The sequence below is a fragment of the Corynebacterium variabile genome, assembly GCF_006539825.1.
GTDB lineage: Bacteria > Actinomycetota > Actinomycetes > Mycobacteriales > Mycobacteriaceae > Corynebacterium > Corynebacterium variabile.
On record NZ_BJNT01000006.1, the window covers coordinates 1 to 20,597 of the forward strand.

The following is a 20,597-nucleotide window of genomic DNA, read 5'->3' on the forward strand; positions in this document are numbered from 1 at the left end:
GCTGCTCACCAGGACCGTGTCCCGGTCGCTCGCGGCGACTTCACCTAATGTACACACCGCCGTAACACAGGGCAACTGCCCTGGTCAGGCGATGAATCGACGGGCTCCGGCGGACGGAACAGCGGTGAAGAAGGTCGGATCAGGCAGTCCTCGTGCCGCGGCAGCATCTGCCACCGCTGTCGCAACCTTTTCCGTGTCCTTCGCCGACACCAGCGCGATGACACTGCCACCGAATCCTCCTCCGGTCATCCGGGAGCCCAGGGCACCGGCCGCCAGGGCAGCTTCCTGGGCGCAGTCGAGTTCCGGCACAGTGATTTCGAACAGGTCCCGAAGACTCTCATGGCTGCCGTTCATCATCTCTCCGAGAAGTCCGGCAGTCTCGATCGTCAGTCGTCCGCTCTCCTTGAGTTCCGTCACGGTGACGTCAGCTGTGCGGTGGATCTCCTCGACGATGTGACGGATTCTCCGGTGTGCCGTGGCTGTCCGCACCCCGAGAGCTCCTTTCAACAGTTTCTCGGCTTCTGCGGAGGCTGCCCAGTCATCGACGATCTGCTCGAGTTGACGGCGTCCTTCCTCTCCGGGATGTTCCGCCAGGAAGCCGCCGACCGTGCCGTAACCGGCGACCCCGCCCACTGCGTCCACCACGCCACGCCGCGAGGCGTACTGGCCGTCAGCCAGGCGGTGCGGAGCGTTGGTGTTGATGATCAGCAGTGCAAGACCTGCTCCCCCCAGGTCACAGGGAACGAGGTCCACCGTGTCACGGAGGAAGTCGACGGCCAGCGCTTCACCTTCGGCACCGTAGAAGGAACTGCGCTGGTCCAGTCCGCCGGTGGCAGCGCCCACGACCTCATTCTCCGCTCGCATGCAGGAGGTCACGAGGTGGGCGATCTCCGTACGTTCCGGTGTGCGGCCCAGCGACAGTTCACAGGCGGCCAGAGCCACGGAGCATTCCAGAGCGGCCGAACTCGAAAGCCCTGCACCCAGCGGTACATCCGAGACCAGAGCGATGTCGAGACCGTCGCAGGTCGGGATGACCCCGTCCTGCATCCCTGCCCACACGGCTCCGGCAGCGTACCCCGCCCAGCCTGCCGGGGATCCCGGCCCGACCTCGGACAGCGCGATGCTGGTCTCCTGAGGGGCATCGGCCCCCGGGATCAGGGACACCAGTCGGAGGATCCCGTCGTCCCGGCGTCCGACTGCTGCAGCGGTGCACTGCGGCAGGGCAAACGGAAGGGAGACCCCTCCCGCGTAGTCGACGTGCTCACCGATGAGGTTCACCCGCCCCGGTGCCATCCACACGCCTTCGCAGGTCGTGTCCCCACCGAATGCGGTGTGGAACAGTGTCCGTGCGTCGGCTGCGAGATCTCCCGTGTCCCGGGACTGCCACCAGTCGAGGGGACGCCTCTCCCCTGGCTGTCCGGTCACCGCTCGTCCTCCCAGATCTCGCGGAAGCGCCCGGCGATCCGCTCCGGTGTCGTGTCACTGATCCACGCGCCCAGTGCCGACTCCGAGCCGGCGAGGAACTTCATCCGGTTCGGCGACCGCATGAGGGAGAACAACTGCAGGTGGAGCCTTCCTTCACCACGCAGCCGCTCCTGCTCCCCGGTAAGACGGTCCTGGACCGGCATCTGGTTCCAGGCGGCGATGTACGGGGTGCGTTCGACACCCTCGAAGTAGCGGTCCACCGCCGAATAGAGGTGTTTCAGCAGTGCGGGGAGTTCGTCGAGCTCCTCGTCGGTCAGCCCGGTAAAGTCGCCGACCGCCCGGTTCGGCACGACCATCACCTCGACCGGCCACTTCGCGGCAGCCGGGACGAAGACGGTGAAGTGCGGGGTCTCGGTGATGATCCGCTCGCCCGAACGGCGCTCAGCGTCGAGGATGTCGTCGAAAAGGTCACGCCCGGTCGCGGTCCGGTGGGCTGCGGCCTGCTCGAGGATCCGCTGCGAGCGTGGCGGGACGAACGGGTAGCTGTAGATCTGTCCGTGGGGGTGCTGCAGCGTCACCCCGATCTCTTCACCACGGTTCTCGAAGGGGGCAACCTGGATCACACCGTCGATCGCCGAAAGCGCCTCGGTCCGATGACGCCAGGCCTCGATGACCGTGCGGATCCGGGACAGCGGGAGGTCGCGGAAGGACTTCGACGAGTCCGGGGTGAAGCAGACGACCTCACACCGTGCCTTCGCAGGACGCCGCGGGAAGATCTCCTCGCCGTCGACCTGCCAGTCGTAGTCATCCGGGTTCTCCGGCATCGCGATACGCGTGGAGAACGACGGGAACCGGTTCTCGAAGACCACCACGTCGTAGTCGGTGGAGGGGATCTCCGTCGGAAGATGACCCGGAGTGGCCGGGGCCAGCGGGTTCTCGTTCGCCGGCGGCATGAAGGTCCGGTTGCTCCGGTGCGCGGCGTAGGTGATCCACTCACCCGTCAGCGGGTCCCGACGCATCTCGGATTCGGTCACTGAACCAGGCAGGTCCCGGGGATCCGTGAGCTCCCGGGTGACCTCACCGGACAGCACATCGGCGGAGTCGTCGAAGTAGATGAGTTCACGACCGTCCGCGAGGTGGGTTCCGGTGATCTTCAGCGGGTGGGTGGTCACTTGTCACCCTCCGGCAGTGCGTCCTCGTCGATGAGGCTCTCGTCGACGACGACCGGGTTGAGCCTCGACCAGAGGACGAAGAGCGCGGCCACGACCACGAGGACCACACCGGTCCAGAGGTTGTCGGCCGAGGACTTGTCTGCACCGGTGTCCGGGTTCACACCCGGGTCGAGTACAGCCGCGCAGATCAGCAGCACGATGCCGTAGATGCCGAGCAGGGCGGCGATGATGTTGCGGATGTCGAAGGCACCCGCCTTGTGGACTGTGTTCTGTGTGTTGTCAGACATTGGTTCTCTCTCTGTCTCCGTCGACGGCTCAGTGGAAGATCACGTTGAGGGCGATGACCATGATCAGGCAGAGCATGCCCAGCGGCACGGTACGGCGGTACCACGGCATGTTCTTCTCTTCGGGGTCCTCCAGCTGCGCCTTCGGGGTCACGGACTTGACGAAGCCGACCAGTTCCTCGTCCTGCTTCGGCGTGGTGAAGGAGGTGACGATGACGGAGACCAGGATATCGACGACGAAGGCCAGGCCGGCGGCCACGAAAGCCGTGCCCTGTCCCGGGAGGTCGACCAGCGGGTCGGAACCCAGGGAGAACGCCCAGAAGATGATCGCGGCGGCGGTACCTGCGACCAGGCCGGACCAACCGGCGTGGGGCGTCATCCGCTTCCAGAACATACCGAGGAGGAAGGTGGCGAACAGCGGGGCGTTGAAGAAGCCGAACAGCGTCTGCAGGTAGTCCATGATGTTGCCGAAGTTGTTGGCGATCAGGGCGGTACCCACCGCGATGACCGTCGCTCCGACCGTCGCCCAGCGACCGACCTTGAGGTAGTAGCCGTCCTCCCGGTCCTTGACCACGTAGGACTGCCACAGGTCGTAGCTGAACACCGTGTTGAACGCGGAGATGTTCGCCGCCATGCCGGCCATGAACGCGGCCAGCAGACCGGCGATCGCGACACCGAGCAGACCGTTGGGCAGCAGGTCACGCATCAGGTAGAGCAGGGCGTCATTCGGCTCGGCGTCCCCACCCTCCTGGAGCGCGCTGACGAGCACACCGGCGATCATGCCGGGGACGATGACGATGAAGGGGACGAACATCTTCGGGAAGGCACCGATGATCGGTGTCTTCCGGGCGGCGCCGAGGGACTCGGACGCCATGGCACGCTGCACCTCGACGAAGTTCGTGGTCCAGTAACCGAAGGACAGCACGAAGCCGAGACCGAAGACGATACCGATGACCGAGAGCACCGGGCTGTCGAAACCGGAGAGCTCCTGGGCCGGCCAGGCGTGGGTCTGGAAGTCGTCGACCTTGTCCTGGAGTCCGCCCCAGCCACCGACGCGGTTGAGGCCGATGATCGTCAGCGGTGCGAGACCCGCGACGATGACGAAGAACTGGAGCACCTCGGTGTAGATCGCGGCGGACAGGCCGCCGAGGGTGATGTAGCAGAGCACGATCGCGGCGGCGACGAGCAGCGTGACCCACAGCGGCCAGCCGAGCAGGGCGTTGACCACCTTGGCCAGCAGAACGAGGTTCACACCGGCGATGAGCAGCTGGGCAATCGCGAAGGACAGCGAGTTCACCAGGTGTGCGCCGGTACCGAAACGACGGCGCATGAACTCCGGCACCGATCGGACCTTCGAGCCGTAGTAGAAGGGCATCATGACGATGCCGAGGAAGATCATCGCCGGGATGGCGCCGATCCAGAAGTAGTGCATCGTCTGCATGCCGTACTGGACGCCGTTGGCGGACATGCCGATGATCTCGACGGCTCCGAGGTTCGCGGAGACGAAGGCGAGGCCGGTGACCCAGGCGGGCAGTCCGCGGCCGGAGAGGAAGAAGTCGATGGAGCTGGACACTCGCCGCTTCGCAGCCCAGCCGATGCCGAGGACGAAGGCGAAGAAGAGTGCGACCAGCGCGTAATCGATCCAGCTGGCGTCAAGCCGCAGGGAGGATGACGCTGTGTATGCGGTCTCCATGGTGTGCGTTGTTCTTTCTGGTCGGGGGAATCGATGAATACGTCAGGTAGGGGTTCGGCCGACGGTCAGCCGTCGAGTACCCTGACCGCCCAGCGGCAGGTGAGGGACTCTCCCGGCACCAGCCAGGTCAGATCGGTGCCGGAGTTCAGTGCGTCCGGCGGGGCGGTCATCGGTTCGACGGCGACCGCCCGTCCGCCGGGCTGCCCGGGATAGGGCATCCCCCATGCCTCGTCCGGGGTGAAGACCTGGAACCACCGGAGTTCCGGGGAGGTCTCTAGGAGGACGCCACGCCCCGTGGCATCGCGGAGGGTGAAGGCCACCGGTCCTGTCCCGGGGACATGCAGACAGTGGTCGAGCAGGCGTCCGGCCATCGGGGTCTCCGGCTCCGAGAGCACGGCGGCCTGGCCGGCGTCCTGTGTGTCATCGACCTCCTCCCCGACCGGCAGGTTCCGGTCATCCAACGGAAGAACGCTGTGCCCGGGGGCGGCCAAGGTGCACTCGTCCACCGGGGCACCGAAGGCGCTGGGGTAGAGATGGAATCCGCAGGCGGCGGGGATCCGCTCCGGTGAGTCGTTCCGCAGCAGGAACTCGGCGCTGAGTCCGTCGACGGCTGCCCGGTAGGCGACCTCCAGGTGCAGAGGCCACGGCCACCCGGGGAGCGTCCCCGGATCGATGGTCAGCGTCACCGCGTCTTCGCCGGAGGATGAGACCGTCCACACGGCATCGTCGACGAAACCGTGGATCGCGTTGCTGCGGTCCGGTTCATTGATCTCGAGGTTGTAGCGTCTGCCCGCCACCGTGAACTCGCCGTCTCGGGTCCGGTTGGGCCAGGGGGCGAGCACCACATTGGCGGACAACGGTGCCGGACCGGGCTCCCCTGCTCCTCCGTACCCCTGGAGCAGGTCACGCCCGCCGACGCTGAGGTGCTGCGGTCCCCCGCCGCGGGGCGAGATCACCGCCCGACAGTCCCCTGCGGTGAGGGTCACACTTTGACTCGGTTGGGCCATGGCGCACAAGTGTAACCCTCGCTTGACCGGTACAGAAAAACCCGGTCCGGTTAACTCAGGTGATCTTCATTCACCGTCAGTTCCGCACACGCGCTCCGGCGAACCGCTTCTTACCCTTACGCAGGACAAGCCAGGATCCGTGCAGCAGATCCTCGGCGGACGGCGTCCAGTCGATCTCGGAGATACGCTCGTTGTTGACGTAGGCACCACCTTCGCCGACGGTGCGGCGGGCCGCACCCTTCGTCTTCTCCAGTCCGGCACCGACGAGCAGGTCGAGGATCGTCGCATCCGCGGCGACCGCGGCGACCTCGGTCTCCGACAGGGCGGACGCCAGGGTCTGCTCGTCGAGCTCGGCGAGCTCGGCCTTACCGAAGAGCGCCTCGGCGGCCTTCTCGACCTTGGCCACGGCATCCTCCCCGTGGACCAGGGTGGTCATCTCACGGGCGAGGGTGCGCTGCGCCTCGCGCTTGAACGGGCGCTCCTCGACCTCGACGGCGAGGCGGTCCAGCTCCTCCTGGCCAAGGAAGGTGAACCAGCGCAGGTAACGGATGACGTCCGCGTCCGCGGCGTTGAGGAAGTACTGGTACCAGCTGTAGGGGCTCGTCATCTCGGGGTCGAGCCAGAGCTTGCCGCCGCCGGTGGACTTGCCGAACTTGCGCCCCTCGGAGTCGGTGACCAGCGGCACGGTGAGGCCGTGGACGACCTCTCCGTCGACACGACGGTTGAGGTCGACGCCGGAGACGATGTTGCCCCACTGGTCGGAGCCGCCGATCTGCAACCGGCAGTCGTGGTTGCGGCGCAGCTGCACGAAATCGTTGGCCTGCAGCAGCATGTAGGAGAACTCGGTGTAGGAGATGCCGTCAGACTCCAGGCGGCGCTTCACCGTGTCCCGGGAGAGCATGGTGTTGAGACTGAAGTTCTTGCCGACGTCACGGAGGAAGTCGACCACGGACATCGAGCCGGTCCAGTCCATGTTGTTGGCCATGATCGCGGCGTTCTCACCCTCGAAGGAGACGAAGGAGGCCAGCTGCTTACGGATCCGCTCCACGTTTTCGGCGGCGGTCTCCTCGGAGATCATGGAGCGCTCGCCGACGTCACGGGGGTCACCGATCATGCCGGTGGCACCACCGGCGAGCAGGATCGGGGTGTGGCCGGCACGCTGCAGACGGGCCAGCATGAGCAGCGGGACAAGGTGCCCGGCGTGCAGTGACGGCCCGGTCGGGTCGAAGCCCACGTAGGCGGTGGTGGGGGTGTCCAGCTCGGTGCGCAGGGCGTCGATGTCGGTGCTCTGCGCGACAAGGCCGCGCCAGGACAGTTCGTCGAGGATGTTCGACATGGGTGTTGGGTCCTTCGGGAAAGTCTGGTCAGTTCTCAGGGCAGCGGCCAGGCGACCGCTTCATCGGCGAGCAGGACGGGGATGCCGTCCTGCACCGGATAGGCGACGGAGAGCCGCGGGTTGACCAGATAGTCCCCGTGCTCCTCCAGCGGCTGCTTGTCCTGCGGGCACACGAGAATCTCAAGAAGGCTCGGATCGATCATGGTCAACAGTGTAACTGCAGCGCATCCCGCACACGCCGGAGGGCGCCCGGGTAGGACCCCGGGCGCCCTCATTGACGCTGCGGAACAGGCGGTGGATCAACCGCGGCTCAGCCGCGGACCGGCCTCTCCGCCCACTCGCGGCCGGCACCGGACGCGTCGACGACTCGGCCGAGCTGCTCGGCGACACGCACACCGGCCGTACCGCCGCGGGTCGCGCGGGACGCCACCGCGCCCTCGACGGTGAGCACCGTGCGGACCTCGGGGGTCAGCTGCGGGTGGACACCCGCCAGTTCCTCGTCGGTGAGGTCGATGAGACCGACACCGCGGGACTCGGCGATGCGGACGCACTGGCCCGACGCCTCGTGGGCGTCGCGGAAGGGCACGCCCTGGCGCACCATCCACTCGGCGAGGTCGGTCGCCAGGGTGAAACCGGCCGGGGCCAGCTCCAGCAGCCGGTCCGGGTGGAAAGTCAGCGTGGCGACCAGACCGGTCATCGCCGGCAGCAGGAGGTGGAGCTGCGTGACCGCGTCCAGGATCGGCTCCTTGTCCTCCTGCAGGTCGCGGTCGTAGGCCAGCGGCAGTGCCTTGAGGGTGGCGAGCAGACCCGTGTGATCACCGATGAGACGACCGGTCTTGCCGCGCATGAGCTCGGCGACGTCCGGGTTCTTCTTCTGCGGCATGATCGAGGAACCGGTGGACCACTCGTCGGCCAGGGTGACGTAACCGAACTCCGGGGTCGACCAGGCGATGATCTCCTCGGCCAGACGGGACAGGTCGATGGCGACCTGGGCCAGGACGTAGGAGGTCTCGGCGGCGAAGTCACGGGAACTCGTCGCATCGATGGAGTTGTCGGCGGCGGAGTCGAAGCCGAGTTCCGCGGCGATGGCCTCGGGGTCCAGTGCCAGCGAGGAGCCGGCCAGGGCACCGGAGCCGTACGGGGACACGGCCAGACGCTTGTCCAGGTCCTGGAACCGCTGGACGTCCCGCAGCAGCGGCTGGGCGTGCGCCAGCAGCTGATGGGCCAGCAGCACCGGCTGCGCGGCCTGGAAGTGGGTCTTGCCCGGCATGATGGTCTCCGGGTGGGACCGGGACTGGAGAACCAGGGCGTCGACGACGTCGAGGACGCCGGCGCTGACCTCGCGCACGGCGTCCCGCACCCACATGCGGAACAGCGTGGCGACCTGGTCGTTACGGGACCGGCCGGCGCGCAGGCGTCCGCCCACGACCGGGCCGACGCGGTCGATCAGACCGCGTTCCATCGCACCGTGGACGTCCTCGTCCGGGGGCTCCGGGCCGAAGGCACCGGAGGCGACATCCTCGCCCAGACGGGTCAGGCCGTCAAGCATGGTTGCCAGATCCTCGTCCGAGAGCAGGCCGGCATTGTGCAGCACCTTGGCGTGGGCCTTGGAGGCGAGAACGTCATAGGGTGCCAGTACCCAGTCGAAGTGGGTGGACTTGCTCAACGCGGCCATGGCCTCGGTCGGGCCACCGGCGAACCGGCCGCCCCACAGGGAGCCCTCATTCGTCGCGTGCTTCTGGATCTCCGTCATTGTTGCGCCGCTCCCCTAGTTGCTGAAACGCCGGTCGCGCTTGTTCGCGATCTTGGAGGACAGGCCGTGCAGCTCGACGAAGCCCTTGGACAGGGTCTGGTCGAAGGTGTCGCCCGTGTCGTAGGTGGCGAGGTTGAAGTCGTAGAGGGACTCCTCGGAGCGACGGCCGTTGACCTGGATCGAACCGTTGTGCAGCACGAGGCGGATATCGCCGGTGACGTGCTCCTGGGTGGACTCGACGAAGGCGTCGAGGGAGCGCTTCAGCGGGGAGAACCACAGGCCGTCGTAGACCTGGTTGGACCATTCGGCCTCGATGCCGCGCTTGTAGCGGGCGAGCTCGCGCTCGACGGTGACGTCCTCGAGAGCTTCGTGGGCCTTGATGAGGGTGACGGCACCCGGGGCCTCGTAGATCTCGCGGGACTTGATGCCGATGAGGCGGTCCTCGACCATGTCGAGACGACCGACGCCCTGGGCACCGGCGCGGCGGTTGAGCTCCTCGATCGCCTGCAGCACGGTGACCTCGCGGCCGTCGATGGCGACCGGCTTACCGGCCTTGAAGGAGATGGTGACCTCGTCCGGGGCCTGGCCGAGGGAAGGGTCCTCGGTGTAAGCGTAGATGTCCTTGGTCGGGGCGTTCCACAGGTCCTCGAGGTAACCGGTCTCGATGGCGCGGCCCCAGACGTTCTGGTCGATGGAGAACGGGGAGGACGCCGACTGCTCGATCGGCACGTTGTTCTCCTCGGCGAAGGCGATGGCCTTGTCGCGGGTCCAGGCGTAGTCACGTGCCGGAGCGATGATCTTCAGGTCCGGGTTGGTGTTCATGAAGCCCACCTCGAAGCGGACCTGGTCATTGCCCTTACCGGTGCAGCCGTGTGCCACGTGGGTGCCGCCGTGCTCGTTGGCCGCCTCGACGAGGTGCTTGACGATCAGCGGACGCGAGATCGCGGAGACCAGCGGGTACTGCTTCATGTACATGCCGTTGGCCTTGATGGTCGGCAGGCAGTAGTTGTCGGCGAACTCGTCCTTGGCATCGACGATGATCGACTCCACGGCACCGGCGCCGAGGGCGCGCTGACGCACGGACTCCATGTCCTCGCCACCCTGGCCGAGGTCGATGGAGACGGCGACGACCTCGCCGCCGGTCATCTGCTTGAGGTAAGGGATGGCGACGGTGGTGTCGAGGCCACCGGAGTACGCGAGTACGACGCGGTCAGTCATGATCTGGATGATCCTTTCGGGGATGATGTATCGGGTGAATTCTACAGTTCACGGTCGGTCTGGTCACCGGCGGGCCGTGAGAGTCGGGCGAGCCGTTCAGCCAGGCCACGCCCGTCCGCCGGTTCGCGCGCGAGAACGAACACGGTGTCGTCTCCGGCGATGGTACCGACGACGTCGGGAAGGTCGGAGCGGTCGACGACACTGGCGAGGTACTGGGCGGCCCCCGGCGGCGTCCGCAGCACGGCGGTGCTGCCCGACCAGTCCGTGCCCACCAGGAGTTCGGCGAGGACGCGACGGAGCTTCGCCGGCCCGTCGGCAGCCAGGTCGTCAGTGGCGGACCCCAGGCTGTAGAAGGCGCGTCCCTCCGAACGCACCTTCCTGGCCCCGAGGTCCACCAGGTCCCGTGACAGGGTCGCCTGGGTGGTCTCCACTCCCTCGGCCTCCAGCCGCTCCAGCAGGTGGCGCTGGCTGGGGATCCGGTGGGTCTCGATGAGCCGGGCGATGAGGTCCTGCCGGGCCGACCGGGTCAGCGGTTGTTGAGGGAGAGCCATTCCAGCAGGGCCTTCTGTGCGTGCAGCCGGTTCTCGGCCTCGTCGAAGACGACGGACTGTGGCCCGTCGATGACGCCGGCGGAGACCTCGAAGCCACGGTAGGCGGGCAGGCAGTGCATGAAGATGGCGTCCTTGTCGGCGGTGGCCATGAGAGCCTCGTCCACCTGGAACGGCGTCAGCGCGGAGGTGTCGCGGTCGGCGTCCATGCCCATCGACACCCAGGTGTCGGTGATGACGATGTCAGCGCCGGTGACGTCCGGGGTTCCGATGACCTTGAGCGTCGCTCCGGTCTCGTCGGCGCGGGCCTGCGCCCGGTCGACGAAGCGCTGCTCCGGCTGGAAGCCCTCCGGGGCGGCGATGGTGATGTCCACGCCGGCGGTGGCGAAGCCGAGCATGTAGGAGTTCGCCATGTTGTTGGCACCGTCACCGAGGTAGACCGCCTTGAGTCCCTTGAGCTCCCCCTTCTTCTCCTTGATGGTGAGGAGGTCGGCGAGGATCTGGCAGGGGTGGAAGTCATCGCACAGGGCGTTGACGATCGGCACGGTGGCAGTCTCCGCCATGTCGTGGAGGTTCTGGTGGGCACCGGTCCGCCAGACGACCGCGTCGACGAAGCGGGACAGGACGGCACCGGTGTCCTGGTAGGACTCCTTCTTGCCCATCTGCGACTTGCCGGAGTCCACCACGATGGGGTGGCCGCCGAGCTGGTAGACGCCGACGTCGAAGGAGAACCGGGTCCGGGTGGAGGTCTTGTCGAACAGGATCGCCACCGACCTGTTCTCGAGGCTCTTCCGGATCGGGTTCTTCTTCATCTCGAGGCCGAGCTCGAGAACCTCGGCCTGCTCGGCGACGGTGAGCGAGTCATCGGCGAGAATGTGACGGGTCATTTCAGCAGCTCCTTGAGGATCGCGACGGCCTCGCGGACGTCGGTGTCGGTGATGGTCAGCGGCGGGACGAGGCGGATCACGTCGTCGGCAGGCTGGTTGAGCAGAAGGCCGGCGTCGAGAGCCTCGGCGGCGATGCCCGGGTGTGCGTCCTTCAGGACGACGCCGAGCATGAGACCGCGGCCACGGACGTGGTCCACGGCGTCAAGTGCCTCGAGTCCGGTGCGTAGGTACTCCCCCTGCGCGTTGACGTTGTCGAGGACGTTGTCGGCGACGATGGTGTCGATGACGGCGTTACCGGCCGCGCAGGACACCGGGTTACCTCCGAAGGTCGACCCGTGCTGGCCGGCGGCGAGCAGCTGCCCGGCCCGGGTCGCGGCGACGCAGGCACCGATCGGCAGGCCGCCGCCGAGCCCCTTGGCCAGGGTGATGAGGTCCGGCACGACACCTGCGGGAAGATCCGCCTGGTAGCCGAACCACTGTCCGGTCCGGCCCATACCGGCCTGGACCTCGTCGACGATCATGAGGACGCCGAACTCGTCGCACAGGGCGCGCACACCGGTGAGGAATCCCTCCGGTGCGGGGACGACCCCTGTCTCACCCTGGACGGACTCCAGGATGACGGCGGCGGTGTCGTCGGGCGTCTGTCCGATGAGCGCGCGCAGGGCGTCGAGGTCACCGTAGGGGTAGAACTCCACGCCGGCGGGCATCGGCTCGAACGGGGCGCGCTTGCCGGGCTGGCCGGTCATCGCCAGCGACCCCATGGTGCGGCCGTGGAAGCCGTGCTCGGCGGCGAGGATACGGGACTTCCCGGTCAGGCGGGCGGTCTTGAAGGCCGCCTCGTTCGCCTCGGCCCCCGAGTTCGAGAAGAACACGTGGGCGTCCGGGGAGATGAGGTTCCGCAGCTTGTTCGCCAGGGCGATGACCTGGGGATGGGCGAAGATATTCGAGGTGTGTCCCAGGGTGGCGATCTGGGTGGAGACCGCCTCCACGATCGCGGGGTGGGCGTGGCCGAGGGCGTTGACGGCGATGCCGGCGAGCAGGTCGATGTACTCCTTGCCGTCAGAGTCGGTGACCCGGCTCCCCTTCCCGGAGACGAGGTTGATCGCCGGGGTGCCGTACGTCGGCATGACGGCGTTCTCCCAGTCGGATTTCCAGTTCTGTGCGGTGTTGTCAGGCATTGGGCGACTCCCAGTCTTCAGGGGCGATCATCGTTCCGATACCGCCGGAGGTCATGAGCTCGAGGATCACGGAGTGTCGCTCGCGTCCGTCGATGACGTGGGCGGCGGAGACACCGGTCCGCACGGCGGATAGGCAGGCCTCCATCTTGGGGATCATGCCGGCGTCGAGGTCGGGCAGGATCTTCTCCAGCTCGTCCGGGGCGATCCGGGAAACCAGCGAGTCCTTGTTCGGCCAGTCGGTGTACAGACCCTCGACGTTGGTGAGCACCACGAGGCGCTCGGCACCGAGTGCGGAGGCCAGCGCACCGGCGGCGGTGTCGGCGTTGATGTTGTAGACCCTGCCGTCCTCGTCGGGGGCGAAGGGCGCGACGACCGGGATGCGTCCGGCGTCGATGAGGTCCATGAGCACGGTGGCGTCCACCTGGGCGATGTCGCCGACGCGGCCGAGATCGACCTCCTCGCCGTCGATCCAGGTGTTCTTCTTCACGGCGGTGAACAGGCCGGCGTCCTCACCGGAGGTGCCGACGGCGAAGGGTCCGTGCTGGTTGATCAGACCGACGAGTTCGCGCCCGACCTTGCCGAAGAGGACCATGCGGACGTACTCCATGGTCTCCGGGGTGGTGTAACGCAGGCCACCGATGAACTTGCCCTCCAGGCCGACCTTGTCGAGCATCTCGGTGATCTGCGGGCCGCCGCCGTGGACGACGATGGGGTGGGCGCCGACAGTGCGCAGGAAGGCCATGTCGGCGGCGAAGGCGGCCTTGAGGTCCTCGTCGATCATGGCGTTTCCGCCGTACTTCACGACGACGATCTTGCCCCGGTAGTGCAGCAGCCAGGGCAGTGCCTCGGCGAGCACGTTCGCCCGGGTCGACGGGGAGAGCCCGGAGTCGCCGCGGTAGACGACCTTCTCGCTCGTGAATTCAGTCACGGGGTGGCTGCCTTTCCTAGGAGCTGTACGCGGAGTTGATGTGGACGTAGTCGTGGGACAGGTCCGTGGTCCAGACGGTCGCGGTGCCGGGGCCGCCGGTGCCGAGGTCGACGAGCACGTCGATGTCCTCACCTGACAGGTCGACATCGCGGGCACCGGGGGCGCCGGTGGCGTTGACGCACACCGGCTGGCCGTTGAAGCTCACGGAGATCCTGTCGGCGACCATGGTCACCGGCGCCATGCCGACGGCGGCGAGGGTGCGTCCCCAGTTCGGGTCGGAACCGAACATGGCGCACTTGAACAGGCTGTCGCGGCCGAGGATCCGGGCCGCGACCTTGGCGTCCGCGTCAGTCTCCGTGCCGGTGACGGTGATGGCGACGCGCTTGGTGACGCCCTCGGCGTCCGCCTGGAGCTGCTTGGCGAGGTCCATGCACACGGCGTTCACGGCTGCGGCGAGTTCCTTGTCGCACGGGCTGATGCCGGAGGCACCGTTGGCCATGAGAATGACGGTGTCATTGGTGGAGGTCGAACCGTCGATGTCGATGCAGTCGAAGGAGACCTCGGCCGAGGCCTTGAGGTACGGCGCCGGATCGTCGATACGGGCATCGGTGGTGAGCACCACGAGCATGGTGGCCAGCGACGGGGCCATCATGCCCACGCCCTTCGCCATGCCGCCGAGGGTCCAGCCCTCGCCGTGGTAGACGGCCTGCTTGGCGACGGTGTCCGTGGTCATGATCGCCGTGGCGGCGGCAAGACCTGCCTCCGGGGAGGACGCCGCCACCTGCTGCACCTCGTCGGTGACCGTGGCGACGCCGGCGAGCAGCTTGTCCATCGGGAGGGTGTCGCCGATGAGACCGGTGGAGCACACGGCGACCTCGGTCGCCGGGATGCCGAGGGCCTCTCCGACCGCGGCGGCGGTGGCTTCGGCGTCTTTCTCCCCCTGGACGCCGTTGCAGGCGTTCGCGTTGCCGGAGTTGAGGATGACGGCATGGAAGGTGCCGTCGTTGTTCCCCCGGGTGTACTTCACCGGTGCAGCGAAGACCTGGTTACGGGTGAAGACGGCGGCGGCGGTGAACTCGGGGCCCTCGTTGACGACAAGGGCGAGGTCGGGATTACCGGAGGGCTTGATGCCTGCGGTGGTGGCGGCGGCCCGGAAACCGGCGGCTGCGGTCACGCCGGTCGTGTTCTCGGTCATGGGTGTTCTCTTCTCGTGTGTGTTGAGATGTCGGGGGATGTGGTCGGTGGTCTACAGACCGGCCATCGGCAGGCCGGCGGTCTCGTCCCAGCCCTGGATGATGTTGAGGCATTGCACGGCGGCTCCGGCGGTGCCCTTGGTGAGGTTGTCGATGGCACTGGTGGCGACGATGACGCCGTCGGCGACCGTGACCTGGAGGTGGCACATGTTGGTCCCGGCCACGCTCTTGACCTCAGGCTGCTCACCCTCGGGCAGCAGGTGGAGGAAGGGCTCACCGGCACAGAAGTCCTCGTAGGCCGTGCGGATCTCCTCTGCCGTGCCGCGCGCATCGGCGGTGACGGTGGTGAGGATGCCACGTCGCAGCGGGGCGAGGACCGGGGTGAAGGTCACGTGGACGTCGCCGGGGTGACCGTCAGGCAGGACGCGGCGGATGTTCTGTGCCATCTCCGGGGTGTGCCGGTGGGTGCCGACCTTGTAGGCCCGCAGGTTGTCCATGGTCTCACCGCCGAGCATCGGCACGGCGGCCTTCTTGCCAGCTCCGGTGACGCCGGTGACGGAGACGACGGAGACCATCGGGTCCATGAGGCCGGCGTGCATGGCCGGCAGCAGGGCGAGGGTGGCGCCGGTGGGGAAACATCCCGGGACCGCGACGCCTGTGGTCCTCTTCAGGATGTCGCGGTTCCCCGGAAGCTCCGGGATGCCGTAGGGCCAGCTGCCGGGCCACTCGCCGCCGTAGTAGGTGCCCCAGTCGTCACGGCTGGTCAGACGCCGGTCGGCGCCGCAGTCGAGCACGATGGTGTCTCCCAGGTCGAGAGACGAGGACACACCGTGGGGCAGTCCGAGGATCGCGACATCATGCCCGGCGAGCACCTCTTCGGTGGTGTCTTCGACAGTACGGTCTGCGAGCTGCGGCAGGCCGGGGACGAGGTCCCCGAACCGCTGTCCGGCGTTGGAGGCGCCGGTGAGGGCACCGATGGTGAAGTCCCGGTTGTATCCGGGATGGTTCAGGAGGAGGCGGAGGGCTTCTCCCCCGGCGTATCCACTGGCACCTGCCACTGCGATCGAGATCATTGTGCAAGTATGCACCGCCTCACCCCACCGCGCAAGTTATGCATGAAAGTGGTTTTTATACACCTCCACCCTTCCGACCTCCCCCATGCGGAAGCCGCCCGGACCAGAACAGTCCGGGCGGCGTCCTCGAAAGAGACCGGGAACCTACGTGCGCAGCGTGGCCCCGACCTTCCCGGCAGCGGCGGCGACGGCGGCCTCGCGGGCCGCGGAGGCCTCGTCTTCGGTGAGGGTCCGGTCGGTGGCACGGAAACGCAGGGAGTAGGTCAGCGACCGCTTGCCCTCACCCAGTGCCTCGGCGTGGTACTCGTCGAACAGGCGGATGGCCTCGAGCAGCTCACCGGCCCCGGAGACCAGTGCAGCCTCGACGTCAGCGGCCGGGGTGGTCTCGTCGACGACCACGGCGACGTCCTGGTACAGAGCCGGGAACGGTGACAGTACCGGACGCGGGAAGGACTCCTCCAGCGGCAGGCCGTCGAGGTTGAGCTCCACGGCGATGGTCCGCTTCGGCAGGTCGGCACGCTCACAGACCTGGGGGTGCAGCTCACCGGCGTGTCCGACGACAACCTCGGCACCGTCGACCTCGACGAGGACCTCGGCACAACGGCCCGGGTGCCACGGCAGGTATTCAGCGTTACGCAGCGTGAACTCGACACCGGCTGCCCGGGCGATGATGCGGACGGCCTCGAAGGCGTCGGCGGCGGTGTACGGCTGTGCCGGACCCCACGTCCCCTGCAGCTCCCGATCGCCGGCGGCGATGACGGCGACGTGCAGCGGCTGGTCCGGCAGCGACGCCAGCAGCTCGGCGACCTCCTCATCGGAGGGACGCCCTGCAGTCGACGGCATCGGGGAGGTCCCGGACGCCTCGGTCGGCAGGGTGACCTGCTCGACGCCGAAGAGTCCGAGGTCCTTCTGGCCACGGGTGATGTTGCGGCGCAGGGAGTCGATCATCGACGGCAGCAGTGTCGTGCCGATGGTCGCGGCGTCGCTCTCCAGCGGGTTCAGGACCCGGATCGCGGAGCGACGCGGATCACCGGCATCGAGACCCCAGACGTCGAAGGTGTCATTGGGGATGAACGGGCTCGGCAGGATCTCGAACCAGCCGTTCCACGCCAGCGCGTGGCCGACAGCGCGGCGCATCTTCTGGCGCGGGGTGAGACCACGGCCGGCCGGGGCGGTCGGGATGACCGAGGGTATCTTGTCCAGACCCTCGAGACGCAGAACCTCCTCGACGAGTTCGGCAGGCATGGTCAGGTCCGGACGCCAGGTCGGCGGGACGACCTCGATGGCCATCGCGCCGTTGGCGTCACGCTCACCGGTCGGAGTGACCTTGCAGCCGACCTCGGTGAGGCGTCCGACCGTGGTACCCGAGGGGTAGATCGTGCCGGCCATCCGGCCCGGGGCGGAGGTGTGCATGGCGATGGTCGGCATGGCAGGGACCTCGCCGACGATCGACACACCCGGCACCACGGTGCCGCCGGCGATCCGGGTCAGCAGGGCGACAGCGAAGTCGAGGGCGGCCTCGATGGCGGCCGGATCGGCGCCACGCTCAAAGCGCCGGGACGCCTCGGAGGAGAGCTTGTGACGGCGGGAGGTGCGGGCCACGGTGATCTGGTCGAAGTGCGCGGCTTCGAAGTAGACGTCGGTGGTCTCTGCGGAGATCTCCGAAGTGGAGCCGCCCATGACACCCGCCATGGACTGGATGCCCGTGGCATCGGAGATCACGACGTCTTCACCGGACAGGGTGCGCTCGACGTCGTCGAGGGTGGTGAGCTTCTCCCCCTCGGTGGCGAGGTGCACATGCAGGTCACCGGTGATCTTCCCGGCGTCGAAGGCGTGCATCGGCTGGCCGAGCAGGAACATGACGTAGTTGGTGACGTCGGTGGCGGCGTTCACCGGACGCTGACCGGCCAGCAGCAGCTCGCGCTGCATCCAGTACGGGGACTCGACGGTCGGGTCGATGCCCGAGACACGACGGATACCGAAGCGGGACGCCTTGGTCTCCGGATCGACGGTGATGGCGGGCAGGTTCGAGGCGTCACCGGCGGACGGCAGGCCGGCCAGCAGGTCGGTCGGCAGTGCCGCAGCCGCGGGGTCGGTCGCCGGGTCGCGGAAGGACAGGCCGAAGGACGCGGCGAGCTCGCGGGCCAGACCACGGGCGGACAGGGCGTAGCCGCGGTCCGGGGTGACGTTGACCTCGAAGACGGTGTCGTCGAGGCCGAGGAACCCACGGGCGTCCTCACCGATGACGATGCGGGAGTCCTCGGCTTCCTTACCGCGCAGGGCGATAATGCCGGCGGTCTGGACGGACGCCAGGCCGAGCTCGGCGGCGGAGCACATCATGCCCTCGGAGACCTTGCCGTAGGTCTTACGGGCGGCGATCTCGAAACCGCCGGGCAGCACGGCACCGGGCAGGGAGACGATCACGATGTCGCCCTGACGGAAATTCCGGGCACCGCAGATGATGTGCTGCAGGTCGCCGGTCCCGTTGGCGTCGCCGACGTTGACCTCGCAGTAGCGGATCGGCTTCTTGAAGCCTTCGAGCTCCTCGAAGCTCTCGACGCGTCCGAAGACGATGGCGCCGGTGGATTCGGCGATGTGCTCGTAGCCTTCGGTCTCGAAGCCGACGCGGACGAATCCGGCGTCCATCTCCTCGGTGGTGGCGGAGAAGGAGGCGTTGGAGGTCCGGAGAAGGCGGGTGAGCCAGTCCTGGGAGATCAGCATGGGTGGTTCTCGGTTCCTTGGGGTGAAGAGGTCAGGAGGTGGATGTGCGCGCGGGGTGTGTCAGCCGCGGATGCCGAAGGGCTCGGTGAAGCGGACGTCGCCCTCCACCATGTCGCGCATGTCCGGCAGGCCGTTGCGGAACTGCAGGGTGCGCTCGATGCCCATGCCGAAGGCGAAGCCCGAGTAGACCTCCGGGTCGATGCCGGCGGCGGTGAGGACGTTGGGGTTGACCATGCCGCAGCCGCCCCATTCGATCCAGCCGGCGCCGCCCTTCTTGTTCGGGAACCAGACGTCGACCTCTGCCGACGGCTCGGTGAAGGGGAAGAAGTTCGGGCGGATGCGGGTCCTGGCGTCCTCACCGAACAGGACCCGGGCGAGGTGGTCCAGGGTGCCCTTGAGGTGCGCCATGGTCAGACCCTTGTCGACGGCGAGGCCCTCGACCTGGTGGAAGACCGGGGTGTGGGTGGCGTCGAGCTCGTCGGTGCGGAAGACACGGCCCGGGCAGGCGATGTAGATCGGCACGTCGCGGGAGAGCATGGTGCGGACCTGGACCGGGGAGGTGTGGGTACGCATGACCTGCGCCGACCCCTCCGGGCCGATGTGGAAGGTGTCCTGCAGGGTGCGGGCCGGGTGGTCCGGGAGGAAGTTGAGGGCGTCGAAGTTGAAGTACTCGGCCTCGATCTCGGGCCCCTCGGCGATCTCCCAGCCCATGCCGACGAAGATGTCGGCGATCTGCTCGGTGAGGATGGTGATCGGGTGCTGGCCACCGCGCTGACCGCGGGTGGCGGGCATGGTCACGTCGATACGCTCGGCGGCGAGGACCTCGGCGTTGCGCTTCTCTTCGAGCCGTGTCTTCGTCAGGTTGAAGGCCTTCTCGACCCGACCGCGCGCCTGGTTCACGATCCGGCCGGCATCCTTGCGCTGGTCCTTCGGCAGGCTGCCGAGGCCGCGACGGGCGGCCGGAATCGGGGCGTCATCCCCCAGGTGGGCGCGGCGCAGCTCGGGAAGCTGGTCCAGGTCCGTCGCTGCGGCGAACGCCTGCTCCGCAGCTTCTGCCGCAGCGGTCAGGCCCGCTTCGCTCATGTCTACCCCGTCAGCCACCTGCTGCACCTCACACTCGTGGAAATCATCGGAAAATCGTCAATAGCCGATTGATCATCTTAGCAATACTGCGCTGCGGCTATCACACCCGGGCGACCCGCGCGGTCTCGTAGAGGCAGACCGCCGCCGCGGTCACCAGGTTGAAGGACTCCGCCAGCCCCTGCATCGGGATGGAGACACGCACATCGGCGAGGTCCTGCCAGTCGCCGAGACCGTGGGCCTCATTGCCGAACAGCCAGGCCACACGCTGTCCGAGCAGCGGCGTCTCCCCCGCCGGTGCAACGGACGCCTCGTCGAGGGAGACATCACCGTCGCCGGAGGTCGCCAACACCACGTACCCCTGCTCGTGGAGCCGCTCGACGACCTCGGGGATGCTGGTGTGCCGGCTGACCGGCAGGTGGAACAGTGACCCCGCCGACGAGCGTACGGCCTTGCCGCCCTGCGGGTCCACGGTCTCCCCCGCGAAGATGACGCCCGCTGCCCCCGTCGCGTCCGCCACACGGATCAGCGCGCCGGCGTTGCCCGGCTCGGCGGTCTCCACCGGCACAGCAAGGACGCTCGGCGTGTCTGCACCCGCAGACGCGAGGACGCCGTCCAGGTCGGTCAGCTGGGAAACGCACAGTGCGAACAGGCCGGTCGAGGTCACAGACTCGCTGAGAGCGTGCGCGGCCCGGTCGGTGATCAGGCTGACATGGACGCCGCGGGTGTCGTCCCCGGTGAGTCCGTCGAGTTCCCGGCCGAAGGAGTCGAGGGCGTCCTCGGTGAGGAAGAGGTCGACGACGCTGCCGTGACGCAGAGCGGACATCACCGCATTCGATCCCTCGGCGAGGAAACGTCCGGTCTTGCGTCGCACGGCGGCGCGGTGCAGCTTGGCGGCGTTGACGATCCGAGGGGTGCGTTCGGTGAAGGGTTCGTCACCCATCCTGCTGCGCCAGTCGGCGGACAGCGGCGAGGAGACGGGGAGGACAGGGGCGTCAGTCATGGGGCCAGTGTATCGGGACCGCGGACGGGGGCGCGGCGGGGCCTCAGCACAGGGACGACATACGAAAACCGCACCTCCCGGTCTGTACCGGGTGGTGC

General features: G+C 67.7%; 18 protein-coding genes. All 18 read right to left on the reverse strand.

From position 1 onward, the window contains the following. Positions 1-84: 84 nt before the first annotated feature. Positions 85-1,425 (reverse strand): galactokinase, encoded by a 1,341-nt coding sequence (gene galK / locus CVA01_RS04345; protein ID WP_373862659.1) that lies wholly within the window; start codon positions 1,423-1,425, stop codon positions 85-87. Beyond that, entirely contained in the window at positions 1,422-2,582 is a 1,161-nt protein-coding gene (galT, locus tag CVA01_RS04350) for a galactose-1-phosphate uridylyltransferase (RefSeq protein ID WP_141329115.1), read from the reverse strand. Before galT ends, galK begins: the two co-directional genes overlap by 4 nt. A gap of 11 nt (positions 2,583-2,593) precedes the next feature. After that, positions 2,594-2,884 carry a hypothetical protein gene (locus CVA01_RS04355; protein WP_014009803.1) on the reverse strand — a complete coding sequence of 97 codons (291 nt, stop codon included), beginning with the start codon at positions 2,882-2,884 and terminating at the stop codon, positions 2,594-2,596. Between the two features lie 28 nt (positions 2,885-2,912). Further along, positions 2,913-4,574, reverse strand: a complete 1,662-nt coding sequence (locus tag CVA01_RS04360) for a sodium:solute symporter family protein (protein ID WP_141328938.1) — start codon at positions 4,572-4,574, stop codon at positions 2,913-2,915. 65 nt (positions 4,575-4,639) lie between these two features. Continuing rightward, positions 4,640-5,581, reverse strand: coding sequence for an aldose epimerase family protein (locus tag CVA01_RS04365; RefSeq protein WP_141328941.1), 942 nt, complete (start codon positions 5,579-5,581; stop codon positions 4,640-4,642). A gap of 76 nt (positions 5,582-5,657) precedes the next feature. After that, on the reverse strand, positions 5,658-6,917 hold the full coding sequence (gene tyrS / locus CVA01_RS04370) for a tyrosine--tRNA ligase (RefSeq protein ID WP_014009800.1): 1,260 nt from the start codon (positions 6,915-6,917) through the stop codon (positions 5,658-5,660). 35 nt (positions 6,918-6,952) lie between these two features. Continuing rightward, positions 6,953-7,120 carry a Trm112 family protein gene (locus CVA01_RS04375; RefSeq protein ID WP_041629956.1) on the reverse strand — a complete coding sequence of 56 codons (168 nt, stop codon included), beginning with the start codon at positions 7,118-7,120 and terminating at the stop codon, positions 6,953-6,955. 107 nt (positions 7,121-7,227) lie between these two features. Then, on the reverse strand, positions 7,228-8,670 hold the full coding sequence (gene argH / locus CVA01_RS04380; protein ID WP_141328943.1) for an argininosuccinate lyase: 1,443 nt from the start codon (positions 8,668-8,670) through the stop codon (positions 7,228-7,230). A gap of 15 nt (positions 8,671-8,685) precedes the next feature. After that, entirely contained in the window at positions 8,686-9,888 is a 1,203-nt protein-coding gene (locus CVA01_RS04385; protein WP_014009797.1) for an argininosuccinate synthase, read from the reverse strand. Positions 9,889-9,929: 41 nt separating this feature from the next. Beyond that, positions 9,930-10,439 carry an arginine repressor gene (gene argR / locus CVA01_RS04390; protein WP_041629955.1) on the reverse strand — a complete coding sequence of 170 codons (510 nt, stop codon included), beginning with the start codon at positions 10,437-10,439 and terminating at the stop codon, positions 9,930-9,932. Further along, complete coding sequence (gene argF / locus CVA01_RS04395; RefSeq protein WP_141328945.1) at positions 10,415-11,323, reverse strand: ornithine carbamoyltransferase; 909 nt, start codon at positions 11,321-11,323, stop codon at positions 10,415-10,417. The genes argR and argF overlap by 25 nt, the downstream gene beginning before the upstream one ends. After that, positions 11,320-12,501 (reverse strand): acetylornithine transaminase, encoded by a 1,182-nt coding sequence (locus CVA01_RS04400; RefSeq protein ID WP_141328947.1) that lies wholly within the window; start codon positions 12,499-12,501, stop codon positions 11,320-11,322. The genes argF and CVA01_RS04400 overlap by 4 nt, the downstream gene beginning before the upstream one ends. Then, positions 12,494-13,357, reverse strand: coding sequence for an acetylglutamate kinase (gene argB, locus CVA01_RS04405; RefSeq protein WP_174775605.1), 864 nt, complete (start codon positions 13,355-13,357; stop codon positions 12,494-12,496). The genes CVA01_RS04400 and argB overlap by 8 nt, the downstream gene beginning before the upstream one ends. A gap of 88 nt (positions 13,358-13,445) precedes the next feature. Further along, entirely contained in the window at positions 13,446-14,624 is a 1,179-nt protein-coding gene (argJ, locus tag CVA01_RS04410; protein ID WP_141328951.1) for a bifunctional glutamate N-acetyltransferase/amino-acid acetyltransferase ArgJ, read from the reverse strand. Positions 14,625-14,675: 51 nt separating this feature from the next. Continuing rightward, a complete protein-coding gene (gene argC, locus CVA01_RS04415) occupies positions 14,676-15,695 on the reverse strand; it encodes an N-acetyl-gamma-glutamyl-phosphate reductase (protein WP_041629952.1) in 1,020 nt (339 codons plus the stop codon). A 144-nt stretch (positions 15,696-15,839) separates the two neighbouring features. Next, complete coding sequence (gene pheT / locus CVA01_RS04420) at positions 15,840-18,416, reverse strand: phenylalanine--tRNA ligase subunit beta (RefSeq protein WP_141328953.1); 2,577 nt, start codon at positions 18,414-18,416, stop codon at positions 15,840-15,842. A 60-nt stretch (positions 18,417-18,476) separates the two neighbouring features. Next, positions 18,477-19,499, reverse strand: a complete 1,023-nt coding sequence (pheS, locus tag CVA01_RS04425; protein ID WP_141328955.1) for a phenylalanine--tRNA ligase subunit alpha — start codon at positions 19,497-19,499, stop codon at positions 18,477-18,479. A 100-nt stretch (positions 19,500-19,599) separates the two neighbouring features. Next, positions 19,600-20,499, reverse strand: a complete 900-nt coding sequence (locus CVA01_RS04430) for a TrmH family RNA methyltransferase (protein ID WP_244938150.1) — start codon at positions 20,497-20,499, stop codon at positions 19,600-19,602. Positions 20,500-20,597: the final 98 nt, after the last annotated feature.

Bases quoted from the DNA above. Each gene is read 5' to 3' on its own strand.
- pheS (WP_141328955.1), bottom strand. From the start codon at position 19,499: ATGAGCGAAGCGGGCCTGACCGCTGCGGCAGAAGCTGCGGAGCAGGCG.
- argH (WP_141328943.1), bottom strand. From the start codon at position 8,670: ATGACGGAGATCCAGAAGCACGCGACGAATGAGGGCTCCCTGTGGGGC.
- argC (WP_041629952.1), bottom strand. From the start codon at position 15,695: ATGATCTCGATCGCAGTGGCAGGTGCCAGTGGATACGCCGGGGGAGAA.
- pheT (WP_141328953.1), bottom strand. From the start codon at position 18,416: ATGCTGATCTCCCAGGACTGGCTCACCCGCCTTCTCCGGACCTCCAAC.
- CVA01_RS04385 (WP_014009797.1), bottom strand. From the start codon at position 9,888: ATGACTGACCGCGTCGTACTCGCGTACTCCGGTGGCCTCGACACCACC.
- CVA01_RS04365 (WP_141328941.1), bottom strand. From the start codon at position 5,581: ATGGCCCAACCGAGTCAAAGTGTGACCCTCACCGCAGGGGACTGTCGG.
- argR (WP_041629955.1), bottom strand. From the start codon at position 10,439: ATGGCTCTCCCTCAACAACCGCTGACCCGGTCGGCCCGGCAGGACCTC.
- CVA01_RS04360 (WP_141328938.1), bottom strand. From the start codon at position 4,574: ATGGAGACCGCATACACAGCGTCATCCTCCCTGCGGCTTGACGCCAGC.
- CVA01_RS04355 (WP_014009803.1), bottom strand. From the start codon at position 2,884: ATGTCTGACAACACACAGAACACAGTCCACAAGGCGGGTGCCTTCGAC.
- CVA01_RS04375 (WP_041629956.1), bottom strand. From the start codon at position 7,120: ATGATCGATCCGAGCCTTCTTGAGATTCTCGTGTGCCCGCAGGACAAG.
- tyrS (WP_014009800.1), bottom strand. From the start codon at position 6,917: ATGTCGAACATCCTCGACGAACTGTCCTGGCGCGGCCTTGTCGCGCAG.
- CVA01_RS04430 (WP_244938150.1), bottom strand. From the start codon at position 20,499: ATGACTGACGCCCCTGTCCTCCCCGTCTCCTCGCCGCTGTCCGCCGAC.
- CVA01_RS04400 (WP_141328947.1), bottom strand. From the start codon at position 12,501: ATGCCTGACAACACCGCACAGAACTGGAAATCCGACTGGGAGAACGCC.
- argF (WP_141328945.1), bottom strand. From the start codon at position 11,323: ATGACCCGTCACATTCTCGCCGATGACTCGCTCACCGTCGCCGAGCAG.
- argJ (WP_141328951.1), bottom strand. From the start codon at position 14,624: ATGACCGAGAACACGACCGGCGTGACCGCAGCCGCCGGTTTCCGGGCC.